Source organism: Sphingomonas sp. NFX23 (genome assembly GCF_049887795.1).
Taxonomy (GTDB): domain Bacteria; phylum Pseudomonadota; class Alphaproteobacteria; order Sphingomonadales; family Sphingomonadaceae; genus Sphingomonas.
Map to the genome: position 1 here is coordinate 511,671 of NZ_JAGEKH010000002.1, position 25,591 is coordinate 537,261.

Here is a 25,591-nt window from a genome sequence, read left to right on the forward strand (position 1 = left end):
TTCCATGCGCGTCGTCTCCGGCATCAAGCCCACCGGTAATCTCCATCTCGGCAATTACCTGGGGGCGGTGAAGCAGTGGGTGACGCTGCAGGACGACGTCGCCGCACAGGGCGGCGAGTCGATGTTCTTCATCGCCGATCTCCACGCGCCGACCGAATGGATCGCGCCGGCGGAGTTGTCGGCGCACACGATCGAGGTCGCAGCCAGTATGATCGCAGCCGGGATCGATCCGGCGAAGTCGATCTTGTTCAACCAGGCGCGCGTGCCCGCGCATAGCGAGATGGCGTGGCTGCTCAACACGGTCGCCCGCGTCGGCTGGTTGAACCGGATGACGCAGTTCAAGGACAAGGCGGGCAAGAACCGCGAGGGCGCGAGCGTCGGGCTGTACGATTACCCGGTGCTGATGGCCGCCGACGTGCTGCTCTACAATGCGACGCACGTACCGGTCGGCGAGGACCAGAAGCAGCACCTCGAACTCGCGCGCGACATCGCCACCAAGTTCAACGGCGACTACGGTGTCGACCTGTTCACGCTCCCCGCGCCGCTGATCAGCAAGGCCGCGCCGCGGATCATGTCTCTGCGCGATGCTAGCGCGAAGATGTCGAAGTCGAACCCGTCCGAGCAGTCGGTGGTCAAGCTGATCGACAGCGACGACACAATCGCGGACAAGTTCCGTAAGGCGAAGACCGACCCGGACGTGTTGCCCGCGACGGTCGAGGAGCTCGGCGACCGGGCCGAAGCGCGCAACCTGCTGACGATCTACGCGGCGCTGGCGGATAGCGACGTGGCGACCGTGCTCGGCGAGTTCGGCGGCAAGGGCTTCGGCGCGTTCAAGCCTGCGCTTGCGGATCTGGCGGTGGCTAAGCTCGGGCCAATCCGCGACGAGATGGTGCGGTTGCTCGACGATCGCAGCGCGGTGACGGCGGTGTTGCAGGCGGGCGCGGAGAAGGCACGTGTGCTGGCGGCTCCGGTGTTGAAGGCGACTCAGGACGCGATGGGGTTGCAGGTTTAATCCCTATTCCGTCATCCTGACGAAAGTCAGGACCCAGAGTTACGGACGCCGCATTTTGTGGCTCTGGATCCTGACTATCGTCAGGATGACGGGGAAATCCGGGCATACGGCTACGTGTCGGAATACCGCATGCAGCTTGTTCCCTCGCGAAGGCGGGGGTCCAGACTGGTCTCCCGCCTTCGCGGGAGACCATGAAAGCGTAGGCTGGCTTAGCCTTCGAGCTCGCGCATAAGCACGCGCACCGCGGCGTCTATATCGCGATCCGAATCCCGCAGTTCCTCGATCTTCCGCACCGCATGGATCACCGTCGAGTGATCGCGTCCGCCGAACTTCCGCCCGATCTCCGGCAGCGACCGCGTCGTCAGCCGCTTCGCCAGGTACATCGCGATCTGCCGCGGCCGCGCCACCGCCCGCGCGCGCCGCGCCGAAATCAGGTCGAGCGGCTTCAGTTCGAAATGCGCCGACACGAGCTTCTGGATTTCATCGATCGTCACGCGCTTCTGCGCGCCGCGGAGAACCTCGCCGAGCGTCGCGACCGCAAAGTCGAGGTCGATCGTGTCGCCGGTCAGCTGCGCATACGCCACGACTCGGTTCAGCGCGCCTTCCAGCTCGCGGATGTTCGCATGAATGCGGGCCGCCAGCAGGTCGAGCACGTCGGTCGGCACGCGCATGTCGGGCAGGTCGACCAGCTTGCGGTCCAGGATCGTCCGGCGCAGCGTCAGGTCGGGCGCCTTGATGTCTGCGACGAGGCCGACCGACATGCGGCTGACGATCCGCGCCTCGACGCCTTCCAGCGCCTGCGGGCAGCGATCGGCGGAAATCACCAACCGCTTGCCCGCCGCCATGATCTCGTTGACCGTATGGAAGAATTCTTCCTGCGTCGCGTCCTTGCCGGCAATGAACTGGAGGTCGTCGATCAGCAGCAGGTCGGCACCGCGCAGCCGCTGCTTGAACGCATGCGTATCGCGCGCGCGCATCGACGCGACGAAGTCGTACATGAACCGCTCGGCGGACATGCACAGCACGATCGCGTGCGGATTATGCTCGAGGAACGCGTGACCGATCGCGTGCATGAGGTGGGTCTTGCCCTGCCCCGTACCGCTGTGGAGGAACAACGGGCTGAATCGAACCGGGCCAGGCTCGGCGAGCACCTTGGCCGCGTTGAACGCGACCTTGTTGGACGGATCGACGACGAATCGCGCGAAGGTGTAGCGCGGGTCGAGCGGCGGACGTTCAGCGGGCACGCCGACCGGGGCCAACGTCACGACGGGCGCCGGCGCCGGCTGCAGCGACGGATCGACGCCGAACTTCATCGTTGCCTGCACAGGGTCGGCGACCGGCTTGGGAGCCGGCTTGGCTTCGACCGGTAGCGGATCGGCAACGGGCTTCGCGGGAATGGCGTCAGCGACCGGTTCGATCGCCAGCACGACGGCTGCGCGACCCGGTGCCCGGGTCTCGATCTGGACGGTACGGATGTTGGGCAGGATCTGCTTGAATTCGAGCACCAGCCGGTCGGCATAGTGATTGCGGACCCAGTTGGTCATGAACGCAGACGGCAGCGCGAGCCGGATCGTGTCGCGATCCTCGCCGGGGATCAGCTCGATCGGCTTCAGCCACTGCTCGAACAGCCGCACGCCGGCCGACTCACGCAAGGACGTACGAACGCGGGCCCAGGCCTTTTCAGCCTCGCTCGCATGCGTCACAGATCCTTGCCACTTCGTCACGCGCGCACTTCTCCGACCCCGCGAGATTGCTCGCGCGGGTGATATAGTCCCGACAGAAAATGGTCCCCCTGACGACCCCAAGGGTCATCCGGCATCTTCGCCCTGTTTGTTGATGCAGCGGTGGAAACCACCGTCGCTGTGAGCCCCGTTATGAAGCGATCGACGATCCTAGCAAGGCCCCGACGCGTCACATTTTCGAAATAAAGCGGGTTGACTTGACCAAGCCGCGGAAATGCGTCGATATTTTTATAAGTCGCTGTCTTTACGCATTTTTTGCAATTTCCGCGATTGCGTGACGTGATTCTCGATCACACGAATCGTGGCGAATCCTAGGGTTATGCGGACTCCCCGCCGGTTCCCTTCGCAGACGCAAAAAACCCGCCGGGAAGGTCCCGACGGGTGATCAGCTTCGCCAATGATCTGGCAATGATCGGTCGCTCAGGCGAGCCCGGTCACGGCCTTGGTCAGACGCGCGAACTTGCGGCTCGCGGTGTTCTTGTGCAGCACGCCCTTGGCGACGCCACGCTGGAGCTCAGGCTGTGCGGCCGCGAGTGCGGTGGTCGCTGCGCCCTTGTCGCCCGATGCCAGTGCGGCCTCGACCTTCTTGATGAAGGTACGGATACGGCCAACGCGGTTGCCGTTCACTTCCGCGCGACGGTCGTTGCGACGGATACGCTTTTTCGCCTGCGGCGTGTTCGCCATGAAGCCCTCTAGATGTTCGAATGAATAAAAAGGGGCGCCGGATTGCTCCTACGCCCTCTCGAAGCCGCGGCCCTACCCACTTTGTTCTAGATCGTCAACCGCGTTGGCACTTCGGACACCAGAACGTCGAGCGCCCGCCTTCGGTGCGGCGCTTGACGGTAGCGCCGCATTCGCACGGCTCGCCCTCGCGCCCATAGACGCGCCATTGCTTGGAGAAATAGCCGAGTTCGCCGTCCGGCCGGACGTAATCACGCAGCGATGAGCCGCCCGCGAGGATCGCGGCCGTCAGCACCGTCCGAATCGCCTCGACGAGTCGCTCGAGTCGAAACAGTGAGATACGCCCCGCCGCGCGTGACGGCGCGATCTTCGCCATGTGCAGCGCCTCGCACACATAGATGTTGCCGAGACCCGCGACGATTCGCTGGTCGAGCAGCATCGCCTTGATCGACGCCCCCCGCCCTTCGAGCGCCTCCAGTAGGTAGGCCGCGGTCAGGTCGGGGCCGAGCGGCTCCGGCCCCATGCTGAGGAACGGCGGATAATTGGCGATGTCATCGGTGGCCCACAGATCGAGAAAGCCGAATCGCCGCGGATCGTTTAGCGCGACCGTCCGCCCCGCCTCGGTGCCGATCAGCAGGTGATCGTGCGCAAGCAGTTCGCTCGGATCAACTCGCCAGCGCCCCGACATGCCGAGATGGAAGACGAGTGTGTCGCCGCGATCGGTATCGATCAGCCCGTATTTGGCGCGGCGGCCCAAGTGCGTCACGGTCGCGCCCGTCATCCGCTGGCGCAGGTCGATCGGGATCGCTTTGCGCAGGTCGGCGCGGCGCGGCTCGACCGAGGTCAGGCGCTGGCCCTTCAGCACGGGCTCCAGCCCGCGCACGGTGGTTTCGACTTCTGGTAATTCTGGCACGGTTTGCAGCTAGGTTGCGTTTGCTCGCGCCACAAGGCGCGGCTAGAGCGCAGGATATGAACGACTTGATCGCGCCCGCGCCCGCACTCACGCCCGATACCGTCTCCTTCGGCTACGAAGACATCCCCGCCACCGAGAAGACCGCCCGCGTCGGCGGCGTCTTCTCGAACGTCGCAGGGAAATACGATTTGATGAACGATGCGATGTCGGGCGGCATGCACCGGCTGTGGAAAGACCGCTTCGTCCGCCGCGTTAAACCGCGCGAAGGCGAGCAGATCCTCGACATGGCCGGCGGCACGGGCGACATCGCGTTCCGCATGGAGCCGTCGGGCGCGTCGATCACGGTCGCCGACATCAACCCGCAGATGCTCGAAGTCGGCATGCAGCGCGCGCACAAGCGCGGCATCGACGGCCTCGTCTGGACCGAAGCCAACGCGGAGACGCTGACCTTCCCGGACAAGTTCTTTGACGCCTACACGATCGCGTTCGGCATCCGGAACGTGACCGACATCCCCAAGGCCCTGCGCGAAGCCCACCGCGTCCTGCGCCGTGGCGGACGCTTCTACTGCCTCGAATTCTCGACCACCGTGTGGCCCGGGTTCGCCGAGGTATATGACGCGTACTCGCACAAGATGGTCCCGAAGCTCGGCCAGCTTCTGGCGCAGGACGCCGACAGCTACCGCTACCTGATCGAATCGATCCGCCGCTTCCCGGACATGCCCAAGTTCAAGGGCATGATCGCGGATGCCGGCTTCGTGCAGACGAAGGTCGAGCCTCTTCTGGGTGGGCTCGTTGCGATCCACAGCGGCTGGAAGATTTGATCCAACTGTGACGGCTTCAACCACGCACGTCTGGCGCCTCCTGAAATGGGGTCGCATTCTCGCACGCCACGGCGCGCTGCGCGGGATCGAGCGCGACCCGAACACGCCCGCGCCTGTCCGCCGCCTCGCACGGATCGCGCGGTTCGGCGCGCGCGTCCCCGCCGTGCCGCGCTATGCGGATGCATTCCAGGCAATCGGGCCTGCGGCGATCAAGCTGGGGCAGACGCTCGCCACGCGGCCGGATCTCGTCGGCGAGGACGCCGCACATGACCTGCTCAGGCTCCAGGACCAGCTCTCCCCCGTCCCCTACGAGACGATCGAGGCGGCGATGCTGGCGAGCTTCGGCAAACCGCTGGAGACGCTGTTCTCGCGGATCGAGCCGATCCCGGTCGGCGCCGCTTCGATCGCCCAGGTCCACCGCGCGGTCACCACCGACGGCCGCCAGGTCGCGGTGAAAGTCCTCCGCCCCGGCGTCGAGGACGATTTCGCGCGCGCGATCGACACCTACAGCTGGGCCGCCGCACAACTCGAGGCGCTCAGCCCCGAGGCGATGCGCCTCCGCCCCCGCCTCACGATCGAGACGTTCAAGCGCTGGACGCTCAGGGAACTGAATTTCCGCCGCGAGGCAGCGTCGGCGTCGGAACTCGCGGAGGGCATGACCGCCGAGCCCGATTTCGTCATCCCCGCGATCGACTGGGCGCGCTCGACCGCGAAGGTCATGACGATCGAGTGGATCGACGGCATCAAGCTGTCGGACCGCCCCGCGCTGGTCGCCGCCGGCTACGACCTCCCCGCGCTCGCCCAGACCCTAGTCCGCGCGTTTCTGCGCCAGGCGATCGCCGACGGGTTCTTTCACGCCGACATGCACCAGGGCAACCTGTTCGCGCTGCCCGGCAACCGCATCGCCGCGATCGACTTCGGCATCATGGGCCGGATAGACCGCCGCGCGCGCGTCTGGCTCGCCGAGATCCTCTACGGCCTGATCACCGGCAATTATAAGCGCGTCGCCGAGATCCACTTCGAGGCGGGCTACGTCCCCGCGCACCACGACGTCGCCGAGTTCGCTACCGCCTTGCGGGCGGTCGGCGAGCCGATGCGGGGGCTGCCGGTCAAGGACATGTCGATCGGCATGATGCTCGACAGCCTGTTCTCAATCACGCGCGATTTCGACATGGTGACGCAGCCTCATCTGCTGCTGCTCCAGAAGACGATGGTGATGGTCGAGGGCGTCGCGACCAGCCTCAACCCCGACATCAACTTGTGGGAAGCCGCCGAGCCGTTCGTCCGCGACTGGATCCGCGGCGAGCTAGGGCCCGAGGCGATGATCGCCGACCGCCTGATCGAGGATTTCCGCACCCTCACGCGACTCCCAGAACTGGTCCGCAGGATCGAGGCGCATTACCCCGCCCCCGGTGGGGCTCCGCCGACGATGCCGTTGCGCGAGATCGAAGTGATTCGGATCGGTGGGGGGTGGCGTTACGGCCTGGTCGCGGTGCTCGCGGCCGCCGCCGGGGTCGTGACGACGCTGCTGTTTGGTTGAGGGCATGAAAACGCGTCGCGGCGCTCCGTTATGGACGACCCGCGCGACCCGGTTCGCGGGCATGCCGTCGGCGCAGGCTCGGATCGGCCTCGTGCTGTTCCTGGTATTCCTGGCGGCCTGCCTCAGCGCGATCGTCTCGCCCGGCCCGCGACCGAGCGTCGACGCGGACGCCTCGGCCTCCATTGCATACGATGCCCCGCCACCCGGACGGACCGACCTGCTGCTCTACGATACGATCGTCGCCGGGGTGCGTGGCGGCTCGCCCTATTACGCCGTCGCCGCCGAAACGCAGCGCATGGGACATTATCCGCTGAAGCCGTTCTTCGCGGTTCGGCTGCCAACCTTGGCGGTCGTTCAAGCAGCGTTGCCCTCGATACTGGTGAACCTGTTGCTGTTGGCGTTGTGCGTCGGAACGATCCTCGCCTGGGTCGCGCGACTTCGTCCGGAAATGACTGGCCTAGTGCCGCTCGGTGTGGCTGGCTTGCTGGTCGTTGCCGGACTTTCGGTGAACCTCGATCCCAGCTTCGTGGTGTTCCACGAGGTTTGGGCGGGGCCGCTTATCGCGCTGTCGCTGGCGCTTCGCCGCCCCGGCCAGTGGCTGCCCGCAGTTGCGTTCGGGCTATCGGCGATGCTGATCCGCGAGACGGCATTGCTGTACGTCGCGATCATGGCGGTGTTCGCGTGGGTCGAGGGCGAGCGGCGCGAGACGCTGGGGTGGCTCGGGGCGATCGGGGTCTTCGCCGTGGTGCTTGCCGCCCATGCGCACGCGGTGTCGCTGGTCAGCAGTCCGCTCGACCGCGTGTCGCAGGGGTGGAGCGGGCTCGAGGGGTTCGGGTTCTACGTCAGGCTTGCGACGATCTCGTCGGGCCTCGACATCCTGCCGCAGTGGCTCGCCTCGCTCGTTCTTGGCACCGCGCTGTTCGGCTGGCTCGCGTGGCGCGATGCGGTCGCGACGCGCGCGCTGGTCGTGTTCGCCGCCTATGCCGCGCTGATCTCGCTGTTCGCACGGAGCGACAATTTCTACTGGGCGCTGATGACCACGCCGGTGCTGCTGGTCGGCCTGGTGTTCGCGGTCGACGGCCTGCGCGACATGATCGCTGCCGCCAGCGATACGCGGCGCATTACGGTTACGCGCGTTATCCGCTAGAGCTGCGAGCATGAAACGCATCCTCCTGATCGTCGGTGGCGGGATCGCCGCCTACAAGGCCGCCGAACTGATCCGCCTACTGAAGACGCGCGGGTACGCGGTGCGGTGCGTGATGACCGAGGCCGCGCATCATTTCGTGACGCCGATGACGCTCGCAGCGCTCAGCGAGGACAAGGTCTATACGACGCTCTGGGACCTCAAGGACGAGGCCGAGATGGGCCATATCCAGCTTAGTCGCGAAGCCGACCTGATCGTCGTCGCGCCCGCCACCGCGGACCTGATGGCGCGGATGACGGCAGGTCTCGCGAACGATCTCGCGACGACGCTGCTGCTGGCGACCGATAAGCCGGTCCTGGTAGCACCCGCGATGAACGTTCGCATGTGGGGCCATGCGGCAACCATCCGCAACGTCGCGCAGCTCCGTACCGATGGCGTGACGGTGATGACGCCGGACGAGGGGATCATGGCGTGCGGTGAATATGGTCCCGGCCGCCTGCCTGAACCGCCGGCGATCGTCGCCGCGATCGAAGCAATGCTCGTCCCTGCCCCGCCGAAGCGGCTGGCAGGACGTCACATCCTCGTCACCGCCGGCCCGACGCACGAGCCGATCGATCCGGTGCGTTACATCGCCAACCGCTCGTCGGGCAAACAGGGCTTCGCGATCGCCGCGGCACTGGCACGGCTCGGCGCGCGCGTGACGCTGGTCGCTGGCCCCGTGACGCTGCCGACCCCGCACGGCGTCGACCGGATCGACGTCGAGACGGCGCGGGAGATGGCCGACGCAGTCGACCGCGCGCTGCCGGCCGACGCCGCCGTCATGGTCGCCGCGGTGGCGGACTGGCACGTCGAGTCCGTCCCGCAAAAGATCAAGAAAGGCGATGCAACGCCGACGCTGACGCTAGCGGAGAACCCCGATATTCTGGCGACCCTGGCGCGCAGCCCGCACCGGCCTCACCTGCTGGTCGGCTTCGCGGCCGAGACCGAGCGGGTCATCGAGCATGCCACCGCCAAGCGTATTCGCAAGACCACGGACTGGATCGTCGCCAACGACGTCTCGGGCGACGTGATGGGCGGCGCGGACAACAGCGTCCACCTTGTCACCGAAGCCGGCGTCGAGCGCTGGGAGCGCCTGCCCAAGGACGCGGTCGCCGCACGACTGGCGGACCGCATCGCCGATGCGCTACAAGCCGTGTCATGATCCGTATCGAACTGAAGCGCCTGCCGCACGGCGAGGGCCTGCCGTTGCCTGCCTACGCGACCGAGGGTGCCGCCGGGATGGACGTCGTCTCCGCCGAAGCACTCACGCTCGCCCCCGGCGCGCGCGCCGCCGTCGCGACCGGCTTTGCGATCGCCATTCCCGCTGGCCATGAGGTCCAGGTCCGACCGCGCTCCGGCCTCGCGCTCAAGCACGGCGTCACCTGCCTCAACACGCCGGGCACGATCGACAGCGACTATCGCGGCGAAGTGAAGGTGATCCTCGCCAACCTCGGCCAGGAACCGTTCGCGATCGCGCGTGGCGACCGGATCGCGCAACTCGTCCCCGCAGTCGTGCTCCGCGCGACGCTCGACGAAGTCGCGACGCTCGACGACACCTCGCGCGGCGCAGGCGGCTTCGGATCGACCGGCCGATGATCGCCGCTCTTCTCCTCCTGCTCCAGACCGCTGCGCCGCCACCCCCGGTTCCCACCGCGCCGACGCCGCCGGTGGCCAGCACGCTGCCGCCACAGGACTGGAGCACGCTTCCGGTACTCCGCATCCGGGGGCAGGCTACCACGCTCGCCAACACCTCAGCCTATGTCCACGGCGAGGTCGTCGCCGGTCGCTGCGCCCACGTCGTACGCACAACGCAGGGTTGGGCGCTGACCGTCGATCTCGCCGTGCTGATCACCCCCGACGGTCGGGTCCGCCGGGTGACGCCCCGCGCGATCGACTGCCCGACGGTCGAGCAATACGCAGCCGGGGTAATTCTGGGCGCGCGCGATTCGATCGATGTCGCCGATGCGGACGCCGACACTTGGTACCGTACCAGCCTGACGTTCGCCTGGGGCGCATGATCCTCTCCGACGACGAACTCACCCGGTATGCGCGGCATATCGTCCTCAAGGAATTCGGCGGCACGGGACAGGCGCGGTTGAAGGCGGCTACCGTCGCGATCGTCGGCGCCGGTGGAATCGGCTCGCCCGCGATCCAGTATCTCGGTGCAGCCGGCGTCGGTCGGATGATCCTGATCGACGACGACAGCGTCGAACCGTCCAATCTTCAGCGCCAGACAATCTTCACGACCGCGGATACCGGTATCGCCAAGGTCGACGCAGCGGCAGCCGCCGTAAACCGGATCAATCCGCACGTTTTGGTCGATACGTACCGCCAACGCATCGATGCCGACAACGTCGCCGCGCTGCTAGCCGGAGCGGACGTGGTGCTCGATGGCTGCGACAATTTCACGACGCGCTTTCGGGTCGCGGATGCCGCGCATGCCATGAAAGTTCCGCTCGTGTCGGCTGCGGTCGGGCAGTTCGAGGGACAGCTCGCAACCTATCGCGGCTGGGAAGCGGACAAGCCGTGCTACCGCTGCTTCGTCGGCGAAGACCCCGAGCGCGCAGAGACCAGTTGCGCGGAGGACGGCGTCCTCGGCCCTGTCACCGGCGTGATCGGCAGCTTGGCTGCACTCGAGGTACTCCGGGCGATCGCGCCGTTCGGCGACGACCCTGCCGGCAAATTGCTGCTGATCGACCTGCTCGAGCTACGTTTTCGTACGATTCGCCTGCCCAAGGATCCGGGGTGTACGGCGTGCGGCAAAAGCGGGGCTTCGCGGTGAGTTAGTAGCAGTTCTGCTTTTCGACGCTGACCAAATTGGAAAAATAACAACTAAAGGTTTGTGCCCGGCGAACAGTAGTTCTTTTGCATTGCGGCATTTCGCGGTATCGCTTTGCGCAGGGGGGACTGCGCGTGCGTCCGACAAGTTCATGAATGTAGAGGGCGGCGTTCTGAGCCGTGCTGTGGCGCCGTCGCGCGGCAAGAAGCCTGCCCGGACTTGGCGCCCGAGCGCGTCCTCGCTACGCGTTCGCCTGATCCTCGGCATGCTGACGGTAGATACCGGCTGCATTATTGCGAGTTATCTGGCGGCGGCTGGTCTGCGCGGGGTATTCGCGAACGACACGGCCTGGATCGTAATCCTGGCGATGTTGATCCCGGTCTTCGTTATTACGACGCTAAATAACGACAGCTATGCAGCCGCAAATCTTCGCGACCCCTTCCGCTCGATAGCTCGAGGATTGCAGGCCTATGCGCTCGCGATCTCCGCAGTCATCTTCATCGCGTTCTGTCTGAAGGCCAGCGATACCTTCCCGCGTCTTGTCGTCGCGATGGGTTCGGCATTTGCCATTGTTTCCTTGGCATTAGGACGGTTCCTGTTCGTCCGGCACATGCCTGCGATCATCGGCGGGAATCCGTTCAGCATCGTCCTGCTGTACGATTCCGGTCAGCCGATTCCGCGCGGGGACTTCTCGGTCGTTATCGCCGCGGACTCCTATTTCGATCCCGATCATCATGATCCCGTGATGTATGACCGCCTCGCGCAATCGCTGTCGGGCGCCGACCGAGTGATCGTCGCGTGCAGCCCGGAGCGTCGGATCGCCTGGGCGCAGGCTTTGAAGGGCGCGAACATCCAGAGCGAGATCTTCATGCCGGAACTGAACGTGCTGGCGCCGCTCGGCATCAGCGCGCACGGCGACACGCCGACCGTAATCATCGCCAATGGTCCGTTAGTCCTGTTCGACCGCTTCGTAAAACGCAGCTTCGACGTGATACTCGCTAGCTGCGCGCTGGTGACGCTGATGCCGATCTGGATCCTGATCGCGCTGTCGGTGAAGGTCGATTCGCGCGGGCCGATCTTCTTCAGCCAGATCCGGATCGGTCGCAGCAACCAGATGTTCCGCCTGATGAAGTTCCGCAGCATGCGCGTCGACCACAGCGACGGCGCAGGTGCGCGCTCGACGTCGCGCGACGACGATCGGATCACGCGCGTCGGCAAGATCATCCGCAGTACCAGCATCGACGAACTACCGCAGTTGCTGAACGTCCTGAAGGGCGACATGAGCATCGTCGGCCCGCGCCCGCACGCACTCGGCTCGCGCGCGGCGGACAAATTATTCTGGGAAGTCGACCAGCGATACTGGCATCGCCATGCCGCCAAGCCCGGCCTGACCGGCCTTGCACAGGTTCGCGGCTATCGCGGTGCGACGTTGTACGAGGACGATCTGCGCAACCGGCTCCAGGCGGATCTCGAGTATCTCGAGCATTGGTCGATCTGGCGCGACATCAAGATCATCCTCCTGACCTTCCGCGTCCTGCTACACCGGAACGCCTTCTGACGTTCCGGTGAGCGGGCTGATCGTTCAGCCTGCCAGCAGACCCTTGGCGAACTCACGAACCACCGGTCCGATGTCGTCGCGGGCCAGTGCGATCGCCAGGTTGGCCTGGATGTAGCCAGCCTTGTCGCCGCAGTCATATCGCTGGCCATCGAAGGTGAAGCCGTGGAACGGCTGGTTTCCAATCAACTGCGCCATCGCGTCGGTCAGCTGGATCTCGTCGCCCGCGCCCTTTTCCTGCGTCTCCAGGATCCGCATCACCTCGGGCTGCAGGATGTAACGCCCCGGGATCATCAGGTTCGACGGTGCGGTGCCCCGCTTGGGTTTTTCGACGAGCGCGGTCACTTCGGTCAGCCGACCATCGATCGCCCCCGGCGAAATGATGCCGTATTTGTCGGTTTCCGAATCGGGCACTTCGAGCGCGCCGATCACATTGCCGCCGACCTGGTTATACGCCTCGACCATTTGTTTCATGAAGCCGGGCTTGCCGACCATCAACTCGTCGGGGAGCAGGACCGCGAACGGCTCGTCGCCGACGATCTCGCGCGCACACCAGACCGCATGGCCCAAGCCGAGCGGCTCCTGTTGGCGGACATAGACCGGCGAACCGGGCTTCATCCGGATATTGCTGATCGCGTCCAGCGACTTGCCGCGCGACCGCATCGTATCCTCGAGCTCGTACGAGATGTCGAAATGATCCTCGAGCGCGCCCTTGCCGCGCCCGGTCACGAAGATGATCTGCTCGATCCCGGCCTCGAGTGCTTCCTCGACCGCATATTGAATCAGCGGCTTGTCGACGACGGTGAGCATTTCCTTCGGCATGGCCTTGGTGGCCGGAAGGAAGCGCGTACCCAGTCCTGCGACCGGAAACACGGCCTTGCGCAGCGGCTTTATGGTCATTCGATGCTCCCTTTGATCTCGCGGGACCGTCTACCGATCGTTACGCCTGCGCGCAAATTGTCGCATTGAATTAGCGCGTCGTTAAAGACGTTGATCTAGGGACTGCATCATGCCCAAAGTTCTCGTCATCTTCGGCACGCGTCCCGAAGCGATCAAACTCTTCCCGGTGATCCGGGCGCTGGCTGCGATCCCCGGCCTGACCGTCCGCACCTGCGTCACCGCGCAGCACCGCGGACTGCTCGATCAGGTCCTCGCGATCGCCGATCTCGCGCCGGATATCGATCTCGACCTGATGGAGCCGGGGCAGACGCTCGATCGCCTCACCGCGCGGCTGCTGGTCGGGCTCGGCGACGTGATGGATGCGGAGCAGCCCGACCTCGTCATCGTGCAGGGCGATACCGCCACCGCGATGACGGGGGCGCTTGCCGCCTATTACCGCAAGGTCCCGGTCGCGCATGTCGAGGCGGGGCTGCGGTCGGGCGACATCTACCATCCTTGGCCCGAAGAGGTGAACCGCCGCATCGTCGCGCCGATCGCCATGCTGCATTTCGCGCCGACCGACACCGCCGCGGAGGCACTGCGGCGCGAGACGATCGCCGAGGACACGATCCACGTCACCGGCAACACCGTGATCGACGCTCTGCACTGGACCGCGGACCGCGTCGCGTCGGACCCGTCGCTGGCGGCCGGGCTCAACGCTATCGCCGCGCGCTTTGCCGGCAAGCGGATCATCCTCGTCACGACGCATCGGCGCGAGAATTTCGGCGACGGCATGACCGCGATCGCGCGGGCGATCGGCCGGATCGCGGAGCGCGACGACGTCGCGGTGCTGTTCCCGGTCCACCCCAACCCGAACGTCGTATCGGTGATGGACGACATCCTCGGTACCCGCGCCAACGTCGCGCGGATCGAGCCGCTCGATTACCCGCACTTCGTCCGCGCGCTCGGCATGGCGGACATCGTCCTGACCGACTCAGGCGGCGTGCAGGAGGAGGCACCCGCGCTCGGCAAGCCGGTCCTGGTGATGCGGGAGACCACCGAGCGTCCGGAAGGCGTCGCGGCCGGCACCGCCAAGCTGATCGGCACTGACGAGGACCGCATCGTTTCCGAAATCTTCACCCTGCTCGACGACACGTCGCGCTACTCCGCGATGGCCCGCGCCCATAACCCGTTCGGGGATGGCCATGCCGCCGCCAAAATCGCAAAGGTCGTTGCGCATGCTGTCGGACTCTAACCTCAATGTCGTCGTCCTCGGGCTCGGCTATATCGGCCTTCCCACCGCGGCGATCATCGCCCGGACGGGGGCGCAGGTGCTTGGCGTCGACGTGACCGAATCGGTCGTGGAGACGGTCAATTCCGGCCGCGTGCACATCGAGGAGGTCGATTTGGACGGCCTCGTCTCGGGAGTGGTCGCGCGCGGCACGTTGCGCGCCTCGACCGCGATCGAGCCCGCTGACGTTTTCGTGATCGCGGTACCAACCCCGTTCGACGCCGATCACGCACCCAATATCCGCTATGTCCTCGACGCCGCGACGACGATCGCGAGCGTGCTGAAGGCGGGCGATACGATCATCCTCGAATCGACCTCGCCGGTGGGCACCACCGAGAAGGTTCGCGACCTGCTGGCAAGCCTGCGCCCCGACCTGCGCGTACCGGGGAAGACCGGCGACCAGGCGGATATCGCGATCGCCTATTGCCCGGAGCGCGTGCTGCCGGGCCGCATCTTGGTCGAGTTGATCGACAACGACCGAGTCATTGGCGGGATCACGCCGCGGTGTGCGCGTAAGGCCCTCACTTTCTACCGTCGCTTCGTCCGCGGCGCCTGCGTGACCACGACCGCGCGCGCGGCGGAGATGACGAAGCTCACCGAGAACGCGTTTCGCGACGTGAACATCGCGTTCGCCAACGAACTGTCGCTGATCGCCGACACGATGGGCGTTGACGTATGGGAAGTGATCCGCCTCGCCAACCGTCACCCGCGCGTCAACATCCTGCAGCCCGGCCCCGGCGTCGGCGGGCATTGCATCGCGGTCGATCCGTGGTTCCTGGTCCACGCCGCCCCGGATCAGACTCCGCTGATCCGGACCGCGCGCGAGGTCAACGACGGCAAGACCGACCACGTCATCGCGCAGGTCGCCGCTCTCGTCGAGGCGTCACCCGACGCTACGGTCGCGTGCCTGGGTCTGGCGTTCAAGGCGAACATCGACGACTTCCGCGAGAGCCCTGCCCTCAAGGTCGCCGAAGCCGTGGCGCGCCAGTTCGGCGACCGGGTGCGGATCGTCGAGCCTTATGCGCAGACGCTGCCGGCCGTGCTGGCGGACACCGGCGCGACGCTGATCGACGTCGATACCGCGATCGAGACGTGTTCGATCATGATCGTGCTGGTCGACCACGACGTGTTCAAATCGATCCCGCTCGAGGAGCGCGCCGACAAAGCGGTGCTCGACACGCGCGGTATCTGGCCGGACCAGCCACGCGCGTCGCTGCCCGCGGTCAGCGCAACGGCACGTTTCGAGTCGCAACGACTGGCGGGATGATCGGTCGCGTCGAGGTCGCCGCGATGTCGCGCGCGGCGGCTTCCAGCGCTTCGGCGCGCGCCTTGGAAGAGGCGTGCGTGCGGCTGCGGAACAGCCCGCCGTCGATTGCGCCGCCCTTGCTTCGCCAGAATTTAGGGGCCGACATCGGATCGTAACCGGCGTTCGCGAGCAGATAAATGCCGAGCAGATCCGCCTGATCCTCGGTCTCGCGGATCAGGCGGCCGTTGCGACCGAGTTCCGCCAGCAGGCCGCGATTGATCTTCGCCGCATCGAGCCGCGCACGATGACGCAGGATGTTGTGCGAGAGCTCGTGCGCGACGACGACGGCGATCTCCTCGTCGGTATAGCCTTCGAAGAACCGCTCACCGAGTTGCACGATCGCCCCGTCCGCGCTGGCATCGAGGCCACTGCCCAGCAGGATCTCGAATCGCGACCGGCATCCGGTCACCGGCGTGATCGTGATCGGCACGCGCTTGCCGTCGCGCAGCACCGTCAGTCGCAACGGCTTTCCGACCGGCGCCTCGGTGATGACCGCTTCCGCAGCATCGCGCACTGCCGCGCTTTCCGGCGTATCGGCGGACGGCAGGCCGGGTTGCGGGCGATCGTCGATCGCGACGATCGAATCGTTGGGACGAACTCCCGCGCGGTCAGCTGGACCGCCAGCGACGACCGCCTCGACACCGATCGTTGATTCGAACCCGAAGGTGGCCGCTGCAGCCTTGCGCGCGCCGGGGCCATATTGCGTCAGCGCATGGATCGGCATGCCGATCTGCGGCTGGAGGCGGTCGCACAATGCGGCGTTCGCGGTGGTCAGCCGATACGCGATCGTCGCCAGCCGGAGATCGGCGGCGCGCAACGTGTCGAAGAACGCAGCCGTTGGTGCCGCATCCGCCACGGGCATCGGTGCGGCAGGCAAAGCCGTGGGCGTGGCGGCCGTGAGCATCAGGAACGGCGCGAGGCGGGAAATCATCGACATGGCGTTCCCATAGCCGTCGTGCGCCCCTGCGTCATGCTGCACGACCGCAAGCCCCGCGCGCCCTGTCGCCGCAATGCGTCACACCCCGTCGCGGCGATGCGTTGCGACGCCCGCCGGAACATCCTATGCGATCGCACGCGCCCGCGCGTTCGAGTGACGCGTTCGATCAGGTGCCGTACATCTTCCTCCCCACATCGATTGCAGCATGATTTCAAAGCTTTTCAAGTCCCGTAGCGTTGCCAAGCCGACTCAACCGCAGGTTCCTTCCGGTCGCCGCGTTTATGCCGTCGGCGACATTCACGGCCGCGCCGACCTGCTCGACGAACTGATCGGGTTGATCGAGGCGGATGAACGCGAACGCGGTGCAGCGGAAACGACCTTGATATTCCTCGGCGACATCGTCGACCGGGGCCCCGCCTCGGCGGCAGTGATCGATCGGTTGCGCGGGCTGGCCCATGCTCGCCCCGACCGCCCCGACGTCCGCTTCCTGCTCGGCAATCACGAGGAAATCTTCCTCGGTGCACTCGACGGCGAACCCAAGGCGCTCCGGTTGTTCTGCCGCATCGGCGGGCGCGAGACCGTGCTGAGCTACGGCATGGAGGCCGCGGAATATGAGCGGCTCGACTATGAAGAGCTGGTGCAACGCCTCGAAACGCTCGTTCCAGACGAACACCGCGAGTTCTTGCGCAAGTTCGAGGACATGATCGTGATCGGCGACTACGCGTTCGTCCATGCTGGCGTACGCCCTGACACGCCGCTCGATCTGCAGCGCACGTCGGACCTGCGGTGGATTCGCGATCCCTTCCTCGATCATCGCTCGACGTTGGAAAAGACGATCGTCCACGGCCACACCATGACCGACGAGATCGAACGACGCGGACACCGAATCGGCATCGACACCGGCGCCTATGCATCGGGCCGGCTGACCGCGCTGGGCATGGAAGGCGCGGAAACTTGGGCGCTCCAGACCGGCACCGCGATCGGACCGAAGACGAACTGACGCGTCTCACCGCGAATATCATGTGGTTTGCACGCGAACGCTTTCTTCGTGGCGCGCCTCCGCTATAGAGAAACAGCGGAAGTGTGTGTTGCACTGCCGCAACAGTGCGATCCTCTTCGCGTTGTTACAAAGGGCCTTAGTTGCGTTGGGTAAGGTTATATGCCATTGCCTGCCGCGACGAGCACAAAGGGAGTTCATCATGCGTCTTGGGAAGTATCTCCTGACCGCAGCAGCAGCCACGATGGCAGTTGCTCCGGCCATGGCAGCACCGGCAAATCTGTCGGTTGCACATTCGGTCCGTTCGGGTTCGGTTTCGGCTGACAAGAACGAGCTCGCTGGCGGCGGCATCATCGTTGCGGTTCTCGCAGCAGCTGCAGTTATCGCCGGTATCGTTATCGTTGCAGACAACGACGACGATTCGGACAGCAACTAAGTCTTACGACTTTAGTTCGAGAAATAGCGGTCTTCGGGCCGCTATTTTTTTGCCTGCCGTTCTGAGGACAGGCGGGCCAACGCGTGCCGAAGCACAATGCGTTGCCGTCTCATGCTTAGAACTCAGCCCCCGATCTGCTCCAGACCGTCGATGGCCAAAGGCGTGCGGTAGGCTCCAGCTACGCTATTCCGTGCAAGGCGGACTAGAACCGCACTTTCTCCGGGCGGCTGAGCATGAGGCCCTAGCGTCGGGCGCCTAAACAATACCTGCAATAGCGTATCGCCGCGCAAGTTATCCGAAGGACGGCTGAACTCACCGACCTTGTAACACGCGACTGCCGGGCTCATCAGCCCGAGGCCCTCTGCGCCCCCTCCCCTGCGGAAGCCTCGCACCCCTAGAGAAGCCGATCCTCTACGGAATCAGGCCAGCCATCTTGTCGGCAGACGGATTGTCCCGCTGGCCGACCGAGTAAGCTAACGCATAATCGGCGCGACGCATCGCCTCAACGCAAAACGCGCCCCACAATTAAGCGAGACGCGTTGCAAATCCGATATTCTATCGCGGTACGGGTTCGCCCATACCCCGCATCGCTTACTGAGACGGCGGCGTCTGCGCGCCACCGGGCATGCCGCCCGGCGCACCGCCTGGCATACCACCAGGAGCGCCGCGACCCATCTGCGCCTGCGCCTGCATCTGCTGGACCACGCTCTGTGGCAAAAAGTCGAGCAACTCGACGTCGAACACCAGCGTCGAATTCGCCGGGATCGGACCGTTCGCCTTGTCGCCATAGCCAAGCGCTGGCTTCATCCAGAAGCGGTACTTTGACCCCTTCGGCATCAGCTTCAGCGCCTCGGAGAAACCGGGGACCACGCCGGTGACGGGCATCGGCGTCGGCTGCTGCGACTTGTCGAAGGTGGTGCCGTTGAGCAGCTTACCCTCGTAATTCACCAGCGCGACGTCGGCGTCGGTAGGCTTGGCCGCACCGGGCTTGCCGGGGGCGACCACCTTGTATTGCAGGCCCGATGCGGTAACGACCACGCCCCGCGCGCGCGCATTGCGCGCCAGGGGATCATCACCCTGACGCGCCAGCGCGACTGCGGCGATCAGCGCGAGCGCGATACCGACCCATAGATAGACGAGGTAGCTGCGCTTGGTTGGCTGCAGCGGCACTGCGGTGACGGTCGACATCGGATCAGGCCCCGGTCATCTGGTCACGCCGGAGCGCCGCGCGTGCCGTTGGAAAGCAATTGGGGTGCCGATCACGACACCCCGAACTATCGACCCACCCGCTCGCCGGGTACGGCCGACAAAATCTTAGCGTGCGCCGTCGCGCTCTGCGCGCTTGCGGTCGAGCTTTCGCGAGCGACGGATCGCTGCTGCACGCTCACGTGCGCGCTTCTCGGACGGCTTTTCGTAATGCCGGCGCAGCTTCATCTCGCGATACACGCCCTCGCGCTGCAGCTTCTTCTTAAGCGCGCGAAGGGCCTGGTCGACGTTGTTGTCGCGTACGATGATCTGCATAAACCCGATAAGCTCCGGACGAATAGATTTTTGCCGTCGCGAACAGGTCCGCGCCGCATGAACTGGGCCCCCTATCAGCGGAGCGCCGTCGTTTCAAGCCAAACCACGTATTCCGGCGGGTCTGCCCGACATGTGAGCGCCTTTGCGGGAGGGCGCATGCAGCGCTAAGAGCAGGCCATGACCCGTATCCCCCTGACACTGTATAACAGCCTCTCGCGCCAGCTCGAGACGTTCCAGCCGATCGATCCGACCGATGTCGGGCTCTACACCTGCGGGCCGACCGTCTATAATTACCAGCATATCGGCAACATGCGCGCGTTCCTGTTCGCTGATACGCTGGGTCGCGTGCTCCGGTGGAAGGGGTGGCCGACGACCCACATCATCAACATCACCGATGTCGGCCACCTGACCTCCGACGCCGATGTCGGTGACGACAAGATGGAGAAGGCCGCCGCCGCGCAAGGGCGCTCGATCTGGGAGATCGCTGCCTATTACACCGACGTGTTCAAGCGCGACGTCGCGCGTCTCAACATCGCACCGCCGGCACGTTGGGCGGTTGCGACGGATCATATCGCCGAGATGATCGCGTTCGCCGAGCAGATCGCACCGAAGCATTGCTACACGCTCGACAGCGGGCTGTATTTCGACGTAGCGACGGTGCCGGACTATGGCCGCCTCGCGCGGGCCGGCAACGATGATATCGAGAGCCGGATCGAGCCGGTCGAGGGCAAGCGCAACCCGCAGGACTTCGCGATCTGGCGTACCTCCGCGCCCGGCGAGAACCGCCAGATGGAATGGGATTCGCCCTGGGGTCGCGGGGCGCCCGGCTGGCATCTCGAATGCTCGGTGATGAGCAAACATTACCTAGGCGCGCATTTCGACATCCACACCGGCGGGATCGACCACCGCGAGATCCACCACCCCAACGAGATCGCGCAGAACCAGGCGCATTGCGATTGCGCGGATACCGGCGCGAGCGTCTGGATGCACAACAACTTCCTGGTCGAGCGCGCGGGCAAGATGTCGAAGTCGACCGGCCAGTTCACGACGATGCAGACGATCGTCGACCGCGGCTTCCACCCCCTCGCCTACCGGCTGATGTGTCTCCAGGCGCATTATCGGAGCGAGCTGGAATTTTCGTGGGAGAACCTCGCCGCGGCGGCGATCCGCCTGAAGCGCATGGTGCAAGCGGTCGAGACGTTGCGCGCTCGCGAGCCCGGCGGCCCGTCGGGTAGCGCGCATGCCTATGCCGACCGACTGGAGGAGGCGGTCTCGGACGATCTCGCCACGCCGCGCGCGCTGCCGATTCTCGACGAACTGCTTGCGGACAAGCGGGTCGCGCCTGCGGACCGTGTCGCTGCGCTGGACGATTTCGACGCGGTACTGGGGCTGGACCTGGCGACGATCAGCCGCGAGGACCTGCGGATCCGGCCGATCACGGCGACGATCGACGAGGATGCGATCGCCGCACGGCTGGAGGATCGCCGCGATGCGCGCGCTGCGAAGGACTTCGGGCGATCGGATGCGATCCGCGACGAACTCGCCGCCGCAGGTGTCGAGGTGATGGATGGCGATTCGCTAGGTTGGGACTGGAAGATCGCGGTGGTGTGAACACTCCGTACAGGTCCAAGAACTAAGGCCGCAGGGAAAATCTGATCGTCATTCCCGCGGAGGCGGGAACCCATACTGGCAAGCCTCACGGTTAAGTCGCGAGCCTTTGAGCATATGGAACCTCGCCTGCGCGGGGATGACGAGACCATTGTGGCACCGTGTTACTGCAGGGAACGCGGAACCGATCCGTCGCTGACCCCGGCACAACTTGACATGCCTCGCGGTACGCCGATGTTCTCCGGATGAAAGCCGTTCTCCCAGCCGCCGCTCGCCCGATCCTCGAACCGCATTTGCCTGGGGACCTAGACGTCGCCTGGTTCGCCAAGCCGAACGAAGCCAACGCGATGATCGCAGACGCGGATATCGCCTGGGTGGACATGCAGCCGACCGAACTCGTCGCCGACGCGATCCGCCACGCCGGGCCGAACCTCAAATGGGTCTCGACGATCTATGCCGGGCTCGACGCGTTCCCGCTCGACACTCTGCGGGAGAACGCCGTTACTTTGACCAATGGTGCCGGCATCAACGCCGTTGCGGTCGCGGAATATGCGGTGATGGCGGTGCTCGTCGCCGCCAAGCGCTTCGATACCGTCGTCCGCGCGCAGGACCGTCATGAGTGGCTGAAGGACGCGCCCGGCAAGATCGAACTCGCCGGAACCAAGGCACTTGTCATTGGCTATGGCACGATCGGCAAGATGATCGGCGATCGCTTGACCGCGTTCGGGGTCGAGGTCACCGGCGTAACGCGCACCGGCCGCGATGGCACGGTCACGCCCGACGCTTGGCGGGATCGGCTCGACGCGTTCGACTGGGTAGTTCTCGCCGCGCCCTCGACCGACGCGACGCACGCGATGATCGGCCGCGAAGAGTTGCACCGGATGAAGCCGTCCGCCTGGCTGATCAACATCGCGCGCGGCGACATGATCGACGACGATGCGCTGATCGCGGCATTGACCGACGGGACGATTGCCGGCGCCGTACTCGATCCGACCAGCCCGGAGCCCCTGCCCGCGGATCATCCGCTTTGGTCGACGCCTAACGCGATCGTCACGATGCACCTGTCGGGCCGTAGCCAGACGACGATGTTCGCTCGCGGGGCGACGCTGTTCCTCGACAACCTCGCGGCATTCATCGCCGGTCGCCCGATGAAGAACGTTGCCGATCTCGACGTGGGTTACTGACCGGTCTGGGTCGTGGCCGGGCGGGGGCTGCGATTGTAGCTCTTGATTCCGCGGCGACGAAGTTTGTCGGCGCGACGACGACGCGAGTACATGATCAGGATCGGTACGCCGACCAAGATGCCCCCGCCGATAATCGAAAGTGCGATGATGATACGCATTGGCATGTCCATGTGGGGACCATGCCGATTGGACAGCGAAGACGCCATATATTTTTTAATCCAGGATGAATGGATTTAGCGCCCACATCCGGTTGAACTGGCCTGCGCAGCATTTCGCCGCTGCCGGCCAAGCTTTACTTCGTTGCGCAAAAAGGCGTTTTCGCGCATTGCCATCGTCACAATTCACCAATCGGACGACATGATATGGCCGCGAACTGGGCCCCCGACAGCTGGACGCGTCACGAGGCACGACAGCTCCCCACCTATCCCGACGCCGCAGCGCTGACCGCCGCGACCGATCAGCTGGCGACCTTCCCGCCGCTGGTCTTCGCCGGTGAAGCCCGCAACCTGACCGCGTCGCTCGCCGAAGTCGCGGCCGGCAGGGCGTTCCTGCTGCAGGGCGGCGACTGCGCCGAGTCCTTTGCCGAGCATAGCGCAAACAACATTCGCGACACCTTCCGCGTCATCCTGCAGATGGCGGTCGTCCTGACCTTCGCGTCGAAGCTCCCGGTCGTGAAGCTCGGTCGCATGGCGGGGCAGTTCGCTAAGCCGCGCTCGACCGATACCGAGACGATCGGCGGCGTAGAGCTGCCCTCGTACCGCGGCGACAACGTCAACGACATCGCCTTCACCGCGGAATCGCGCGCGCCCGATCCGCAGCGGATGATCCGCGCCTATTCGCAGTCGGCCGCCACGCTCAACCTGCTCCGTGCGTTCGCGCAAGGTGGCTATGCGAACCTGCACCAGGTCCATCGCTGGACGCACGACTTCATGGGCCGCAGCCCGTGGTCGAAGAAATACGCCGAGACGGCGGACCGGATCGGCGAGGCGCTCGAGTTCATGGCAGCCTGCGGGATCGACCCCGAGACCGTGCCGCAACTCGCGCAGACGCATTTCTACACCAGCCACGAGGCGCTGCTGCTTCAGTACGAGCAGGCACTGACGCGGCAGGATTCGCTGACCGGCGACTGGTACGACACCAGCGCGCATTTCCTGTGGATCGGCGATCGCACGCGCTTCGAGGGCTCCAGCCATGTCGAATACCTCCGCGGCATCGGTAACCCGATCGGCATCAAGTGCGGCCCGAGCCTCGAACCCGATGCGCTCTTGCGAATGCTGGATACGCTCAACCCCGGCCGTATCCCCGGCCGGATGACGCTGATCACGCGCTATGGCTATGACAAGATCGAGGCGAACCTGCCCCGCCTGGTCCGTGCCGTCACGCGCGAGGGCCACCCGGTGGTCTGGAGCTGCGACCCGATGCACGGCAACGTCGTCAAGGCCGCCAACGGCTACAAGACGCGGCCGTTCGATCGCATCCTCGCCGAAGTCCGCGGCTTCTTCGCGGTCCACCGCGCGGAAGGCACGCACGCCGGCGGTATCCACGCCGAGATGACCGGTCAGAACGTAACGGAGTGCACCGGCGGCGCGGTCGACGTGACCGAGCAATCGCTGGCGGATCGCTACCACACGCACTGCGATCCCCGCCTCAACGCCAGCCAGAGCCTGGAGCTCGCCTTTCTGCTGGCGGAGATGCTCAACGAGGAAATGGCCGAGCGCAAGAAGGTCGCCGCCTGATAAAATGCGTGGGCGTCGCAGGAAAAGTCGGCAGGTGTCTTGACGCCTGCCACCCCATTCCGTAGACGCCCGCTTCTGCTAACGGCCCCTTCGTCTAGCGGTTAGGACGACGCCCTCTCACGGCGTAAGCACGAGTTCGATTCTCGTAGGGGTCACCAGCTTCCGCTTCGTGACGGAAGCGATCAGCGACATTCATTCTCCGCGCGAGCATCAGGGTTTTCCCCTTTCCCGTCGATACTTGTCGACGCGCATTTCCAAACGAAACGTTTTTGTGTCGAGTGGGGAAACCGATCGATCGATGGCCTGCGTCTCACCGCTGCAACAATCCAGACCGGCCGCCTGCGCGCCATCATTGAACGCTACACCGCCGCGGCGATCGAGGGCGACGTCTGACCCGCGCGGCACGTCGTTCAGGGCACGGCAGACGGCTAAGCAAGCCGACCCGAATCGATGCCGGGGGAGGCATCGATTCGGGTCGAGCTGAGTGCGTCTCATAGGCGGTGACCTCGTATCGACCGCTCAGCGCCTCTGTGGAAGCGTTACCTCGCCGCGTTGTCAGCCGCTGCGGCGTCGAGCTTGTCCTGCGTCCGCGCATCGAAATCGCCAGCGTCATGGCGCTCGGGTAGCTGACTGGAAGGATCACCCATTACGCGGTTGACCATCCTCCCACGCGCCACTGCGGGCCGTGCGGCGATCAGGTCGGTCCAGCGGATGACGTTCTTGTAGTCGTTTACCTGAAGGAACTCCGCGGCCTCGTAGACCAGCCCCTTCACCAGAGCACCGTACCAAGGCCACACCGCCATGTCGGCGATCGAATACTCGTCGCCGCCAAGATACTCGCTCTCGCCCAAGCGCCGGTCGAGAACGTCGAGCTGCCGCTTCACCTCCATCGCGAAGCGGTCGATCGCATATTCGATCTTTACCGGCGCGTACGCGTAGAAATGCCCGAACCCGCCGCCGAGCATCGGCCCCGCCCCCATCTGCCAGAACAGCCACGAGAGCACCTCCGCGCGCTTGGCGACATCGGTGGGCAGGAACGCACCGAATTTCTCGGCGAGATAGACGAGGATCGAGCCGGACTCGAAGACCCGGATCAAGCTTTCACCACTGCGATCGACGAGTGCCGGAATTTTCGAGTTCGGGTTGGCCTCGACGAAGCCGCTGCCGAACTGGTCACCGTCCATGATCTTGATGAGCCAGGCGTCATATTCGGCACCCGTATGGCCAGCAGCGAGAAGCTCCTCGAGCATCACCGTCACCTTCACCCCGTTGGGCGTCGCCAGCGAATATAGCTGCAGCGGATGCTTACCCACCGGCAGCTCCTTGTCGTGCGTGGCGCCGGCGATCGGCCGGTTGATGCTGGCGAACCGACCCCCGCTCTCCTTGTTCCAAGTCCAGATCTTCGGCGGCGTGTAATCGGCGGTCTCGGTCATTAGGATTCTCCGCGTGGGGGTTATTCCTTGTCGGCGC

The 25,591-nt window shown here is 65.2% G+C and carries 25 protein-coding genes and 1 tRNA gene; 17 read left to right on the plus strand and 9 right to left on the minus strand.

Going from position 1 to position 25,591, the window contains the following annotated elements; all coding sequences use genetic code 11:
• Positions 1 to 4: 4 nt before the first annotated feature.
• Positions 5 to 1,012 (plus strand): tryptophan--tRNA ligase, encoded by a 1,008-nt coding sequence (gene trpS, locus J4O76_RS06350; RefSeq protein ID WP_426280904.1) that lies wholly within the window; start codon positions 5 to 7, stop codon positions 1,010 to 1,012.
• A 209-nt stretch (positions 1,013 to 1,221) separates the two neighbouring features.
• Here trpS and dnaA read toward each other — a convergent pair whose 3' ends face one another.
• From dnaA to mutM, 3 genes are all read right to left on the minus strand, one after another.
• Positions 1,222 to 2,736: a chromosomal replication initiator protein DnaA gene (gene dnaA, locus J4O76_RS06355; RefSeq protein ID WP_426280905.1), complete on the minus strand. Its 1,515-nt coding sequence runs from the start codon at positions 2,734 to 2,736 to the stop codon at positions 1,222 to 1,224.
• 438 nt (positions 2,737 to 3,174) lie between these two features.
• A complete protein-coding gene (rpsT, locus tag J4O76_RS06360; RefSeq protein WP_031394736.1) occupies positions 3,175 to 3,438 on the minus strand; it encodes a 30S ribosomal protein S20 in 264 nt (87 codons plus the stop codon).
• Positions 3,439 to 3,532: 94 nt separating this feature from the next.
• Positions 3,533 to 4,348, minus strand: coding sequence for a bifunctional DNA-formamidopyrimidine glycosylase/DNA-(apurinic or apyrimidinic site) lyase (mutM, locus tag J4O76_RS06365; RefSeq protein ID WP_426280906.1), 816 nt, complete (start codon positions 4,346 to 4,348; stop codon positions 3,533 to 3,535).
• A gap of 56 nt (positions 4,349 to 4,404) precedes the next feature.
• Between mutM and J4O76_RS06370 the strand changes: the two genes are divergently transcribed.
• From J4O76_RS06370 to J4O76_RS06405, 8 genes are all read left to right on the plus strand, one after another.
• Positions 4,405 to 5,169 (plus strand): class I SAM-dependent methyltransferase, encoded by a 765-nt coding sequence (locus J4O76_RS06370; RefSeq protein WP_426280908.1) that lies wholly within the window; start codon positions 4,405 to 4,407, stop codon positions 5,167 to 5,169.
• 7 nt (positions 5,170 to 5,176) lie between these two features.
• Entirely contained in the window at positions 5,177 to 6,709 is a 1,533-nt protein-coding gene (gene ubiB / locus J4O76_RS06375; protein WP_056062157.1) for a 2-polyprenylphenol 6-hydroxylase, read from the plus strand.
• A 4-nt stretch (positions 6,710 to 6,713) separates the two neighbouring features.
• On the plus strand, positions 6,714 to 7,856 hold the full coding sequence (locus tag J4O76_RS06380; protein WP_426280911.1) for a hypothetical protein: 1,143 nt from the start codon (positions 6,714 to 6,716) through the stop codon (positions 7,854 to 7,856).
• 10 nt (positions 7,857 to 7,866) lie between these two features.
• Positions 7,867 to 9,054, plus strand: a complete 1,188-nt coding sequence (gene coaBC / locus J4O76_RS06385; RefSeq protein WP_426280912.1) for a bifunctional phosphopantothenoylcysteine decarboxylase/phosphopantothenate--cysteine ligase CoaBC — start codon at positions 7,867 to 7,869, stop codon at positions 9,052 to 9,054.
• Positions 9,051 to 9,488 carry a dUTP diphosphatase gene (gene dut, locus J4O76_RS06390; protein WP_426280914.1) on the plus strand — a complete coding sequence of 146 codons (438 nt, stop codon included), beginning with the start codon at positions 9,051 to 9,053 and terminating at the stop codon, positions 9,486 to 9,488. The genes coaBC and dut overlap by 4 nt, the downstream gene beginning before the upstream one ends.
• Complete coding sequence (locus J4O76_RS06395; RefSeq protein WP_426280915.1) at positions 9,485 to 9,910, plus strand: hypothetical protein; 426 nt, start codon at positions 9,485 to 9,487, stop codon at positions 9,908 to 9,910. Before dut ends, J4O76_RS06395 begins: the two co-directional genes overlap by 4 nt.
• Entirely contained in the window at positions 9,907 to 10,674 is a 768-nt protein-coding gene (locus J4O76_RS06400; RefSeq protein WP_426280916.1) for a HesA/MoeB/ThiF family protein, read from the plus strand. The genes J4O76_RS06395 and J4O76_RS06400 overlap by 4 nt, the downstream gene beginning before the upstream one ends.
• Positions 10,675 to 10,822: 148 nt before the next feature.
• Entirely contained in the window at positions 10,823 to 12,229 is a 1,407-nt protein-coding gene (locus J4O76_RS06405; RefSeq protein WP_426280917.1) for an exopolysaccharide biosynthesis polyprenyl glycosylphosphotransferase, read from the plus strand.
• A 24-nt stretch (positions 12,230 to 12,253) separates the two neighbouring features.
• Here the strand turns inward: J4O76_RS06405 and galU are convergent, their stop codons facing one another.
• Positions 12,254 to 13,126: a UTP--glucose-1-phosphate uridylyltransferase GalU gene (gene galU / locus J4O76_RS06410; protein ID WP_426280919.1), complete on the minus strand. Its 873-nt coding sequence runs from the start codon at positions 13,124 to 13,126 to the stop codon at positions 12,254 to 12,256.
• Between the two features lie 109 nt (positions 13,127 to 13,235).
• Between galU and wecB the strand changes: the two genes are divergently transcribed.
• Both wecB and wecC read left to right on the plus strand, forming a co-directional pair.
• The gene (gene wecB, locus J4O76_RS06415) at positions 13,236 to 14,360 is read left to right on the plus strand and encodes a non-hydrolyzing UDP-N-acetylglucosamine 2-epimerase (protein ID WP_426280920.1); all 1,125 of its coding nucleotides are present in this window, start codon (positions 13,236 to 13,238) and stop codon (positions 14,358 to 14,360) included.
• On the plus strand, positions 14,344 to 15,663 hold the full coding sequence (wecC, locus tag J4O76_RS06420) for a UDP-N-acetyl-D-mannosamine dehydrogenase (protein ID WP_426280921.1): 1,320 nt from the start codon (positions 14,344 to 14,346) through the stop codon (positions 15,661 to 15,663). The genes wecB and wecC overlap by 17 nt, the downstream gene beginning before the upstream one ends.
• Here the strand turns inward: wecC and J4O76_RS06425 are convergent.
• The gene (locus tag J4O76_RS06425; RefSeq protein ID WP_426280922.1) at positions 15,620 to 16,639 is read right to left on the minus strand and encodes a PDZ domain-containing protein; all 1,020 of its coding nucleotides are present in this window, start codon (positions 16,637 to 16,639) and stop codon (positions 15,620 to 15,622) included. The two genes, wecC and J4O76_RS06425, sit on opposite strands and share 44 nt — an antisense overlap.
• A gap of 205 nt (positions 16,640 to 16,844) precedes the next feature.
• Between J4O76_RS06425 and J4O76_RS06430 the strand changes: the two genes are divergently transcribed.
• Entirely contained in the window at positions 16,845 to 17,639 is a 795-nt protein-coding gene (locus J4O76_RS06430; RefSeq protein WP_426280924.1) for a metallophosphoesterase family protein, read from the plus strand.
• 199 nt (positions 17,640 to 17,838) lie between these two features.
• Entirely contained in the window at positions 17,839 to 18,072 is a 234-nt protein-coding gene (locus tag J4O76_RS06435; protein ID WP_176501462.1) for a hypothetical protein, read from the plus strand.
• Positions 18,073 to 18,663: 591 nt separating this feature from the next.
• Here J4O76_RS06435 and J4O76_RS06440 read toward each other — a convergent pair.
• Together J4O76_RS06440 and rpsU are read right to left on the minus strand one after the other, a co-directional pair.
• Entirely contained in the window at positions 18,664 to 19,260 is a 597-nt protein-coding gene (locus J4O76_RS06440) for an FKBP-type peptidyl-prolyl cis-trans isomerase (RefSeq protein ID WP_426280925.1), read from the minus strand.
• A gap of 126 nt (positions 19,261 to 19,386) precedes the next feature.
• On the minus strand, positions 19,387 to 19,593 hold the full coding sequence (rpsU, locus tag J4O76_RS06445) for a 30S ribosomal protein S21 (protein WP_055878578.1): 207 nt from the start codon (positions 19,591 to 19,593) through the stop codon (positions 19,387 to 19,389).
• A gap of 177 nt (positions 19,594 to 19,770) precedes the next feature.
• Here rpsU and cysS point away from each other — a divergent pair, with 177 nt between their 5' ends.
• Both cysS and J4O76_RS06455 read left to right on the plus strand, forming a co-directional pair.
• Entirely contained in the window at positions 19,771 to 21,204 is a 1,434-nt protein-coding gene (cysS, locus tag J4O76_RS06450; protein WP_426280926.1) for a cysteine--tRNA ligase, read from the plus strand.
• Positions 21,205 to 21,446: 242 nt separating this feature from the next.
• Positions 21,447 to 22,385, plus strand: coding sequence for a D-2-hydroxyacid dehydrogenase (locus tag J4O76_RS06455; protein WP_426280927.1), 939 nt, complete (start codon positions 21,447 to 21,449; stop codon positions 22,383 to 22,385).
• On the opposite strand, the gene J4O76_RS06460 is transcribed toward J4O76_RS06455, so the two are convergent.
• Complete coding sequence (locus J4O76_RS06460; RefSeq protein WP_162236723.1) at positions 22,379 to 22,543, minus strand: hypothetical protein; 165 nt, start codon at positions 22,541 to 22,543, stop codon at positions 22,379 to 22,381. The two genes, J4O76_RS06455 and J4O76_RS06460, sit on opposite strands and share 7 nt — an antisense overlap.
• Positions 22,544 to 22,747: 204 nt before the next feature.
• Here J4O76_RS06460 and J4O76_RS06465 point away from each other — a divergent pair, with 204 nt between their 5' ends.
• Together J4O76_RS06465 and J4O76_RS06470 are read left to right on the plus strand one after the other, a co-directional pair.
• Positions 22,748 to 24,121, plus strand: a complete 1,374-nt coding sequence (locus J4O76_RS06465; RefSeq protein ID WP_426280929.1) for a class II 3-deoxy-7-phosphoheptulonate synthase — start codon at positions 22,748 to 22,750, stop codon at positions 24,119 to 24,121.
• Positions 24,122 to 24,204: 83 nt separating this feature from the next.
• Positions 24,205 to 24,279, plus strand: a tRNA-Glu gene (locus J4O76_RS06470).
• Positions 24,280 to 24,660: 381 nt separating this feature from the next.
• On the opposite strand, the gene yghU is transcribed toward J4O76_RS06470, so the two are convergent.
• On the minus strand, positions 24,661 to 25,554 hold the full coding sequence (yghU, locus tag J4O76_RS06475) for a glutathione-dependent disulfide-bond oxidoreductase (RefSeq protein WP_426280930.1): 894 nt from the start codon (positions 25,552 to 25,554) through the stop codon (positions 24,661 to 24,663).
• Between the last annotated feature and the right edge of the window lie 37 nt (positions 25,555 to 25,591).

Coding starts and splice junctions, on each gene's coding strand:
- trpS (WP_426280904.1), top strand. CDS start 5: ATGCGCGTCGTCTCCGGCATCAAGCCCACCGGTAATCTCCATCTCGGC.
- rpsT (WP_031394736.1), bottom strand. CDS start 3,438: ATGGCGAACACGCCGCAGGCGAAAAAGCGTATCCGTCGCAACGACCGT.
- J4O76_RS06370 (WP_426280908.1), top strand. CDS start 4,405: ATGAACGACTTGATCGCGCCCGCGCCCGCACTCACGCCCGATACCGTC.
- J4O76_RS06380 (WP_426280911.1), top strand. CDS start 6,714: ATGAAAACGCGTCGCGGCGCTCCGTTATGGACGACCCGCGCGACCCGG.
- coaBC (WP_426280912.1), top strand. CDS start 7,867: ATGAAACGCATCCTCCTGATCGTCGGTGGCGGGATCGCCGCCTACAAG.
- dut (WP_426280914.1), top strand. CDS start 9,051: ATGATCCGTATCGAACTGAAGCGCCTGCCGCACGGCGAGGGCCTGCCG.
- J4O76_RS06395 (WP_426280915.1), top strand. CDS start 9,485: ATGATCGCCGCTCTTCTCCTCCTGCTCCAGACCGCTGCGCCGCCACCC.
- J4O76_RS06400 (WP_426280916.1), top strand. CDS start 9,907: ATGATCCTCTCCGACGACGAACTCACCCGGTATGCGCGGCATATCGTC.
- J4O76_RS06405 (WP_426280917.1), top strand. CDS start 10,823: ATGAATGTAGAGGGCGGCGTTCTGAGCCGTGCTGTGGCGCCGTCGCGC.
- galU (WP_426280919.1), bottom strand. CDS start 13,126: ATGACCATAAAGCCGCTGCGCAAGGCCGTGTTTCCGGTCGCAGGACTG.
- wecB (WP_426280920.1), top strand. CDS start 13,236: ATGCCCAAAGTTCTCGTCATCTTCGGCACGCGTCCCGAAGCGATCAAA.
- wecC (WP_426280921.1), top strand. CDS start 14,344: ATGCTGTCGGACTCTAACCTCAATGTCGTCGTCCTCGGGCTCGGCTAT.
- J4O76_RS06425 (WP_426280922.1), bottom strand. CDS start 16,639: ATGTCGATGATTTCCCGCCTCGCGCCGTTCCTGATGCTCACGGCCGCC.
- J4O76_RS06430 (WP_426280924.1), top strand. CDS start 16,845: ATGATTTCAAAGCTTTTCAAGTCCCGTAGCGTTGCCAAGCCGACTCAA.
- J4O76_RS06435 (WP_176501462.1), top strand. CDS start 17,839: ATGCGTCTTGGGAAGTATCTCCTGACCGCAGCAGCAGCCACGATGGCA.
- J4O76_RS06440 (WP_426280925.1), bottom strand. CDS start 19,260: ATGTCGACCGTCACCGCAGTGCCGCTGCAGCCAACCAAGCGCAGCTAC.
- rpsU (WP_055878578.1), bottom strand. CDS start 19,593: ATGCAGATCATCGTACGCGACAACAACGTCGACCAGGCCCTTCGCGCG.
- cysS (WP_426280926.1), top strand. CDS start 19,771: ATGACCCGTATCCCCCTGACACTGTATAACAGCCTCTCGCGCCAGCTC.
- J4O76_RS06455 (WP_426280927.1), top strand. CDS start 21,447: ATGAAAGCCGTTCTCCCAGCCGCCGCTCGCCCGATCCTCGAACCGCAT.
- J4O76_RS06460 (WP_162236723.1), bottom strand. CDS start 22,543: ATGCGTATCATCATCGCACTTTCGATTATCGGCGGGGGCATCTTGGTC.
- J4O76_RS06465 (WP_426280929.1), top strand. CDS start 22,748: ATGGCCGCGAACTGGGCCCCCGACAGCTGGACGCGTCACGAGGCACGA.
- yghU (WP_426280930.1), bottom strand. CDS start 25,554: ATGACCGAGACCGCCGATTACACGCCGCCGAAGATCTGGACTTGGAAC.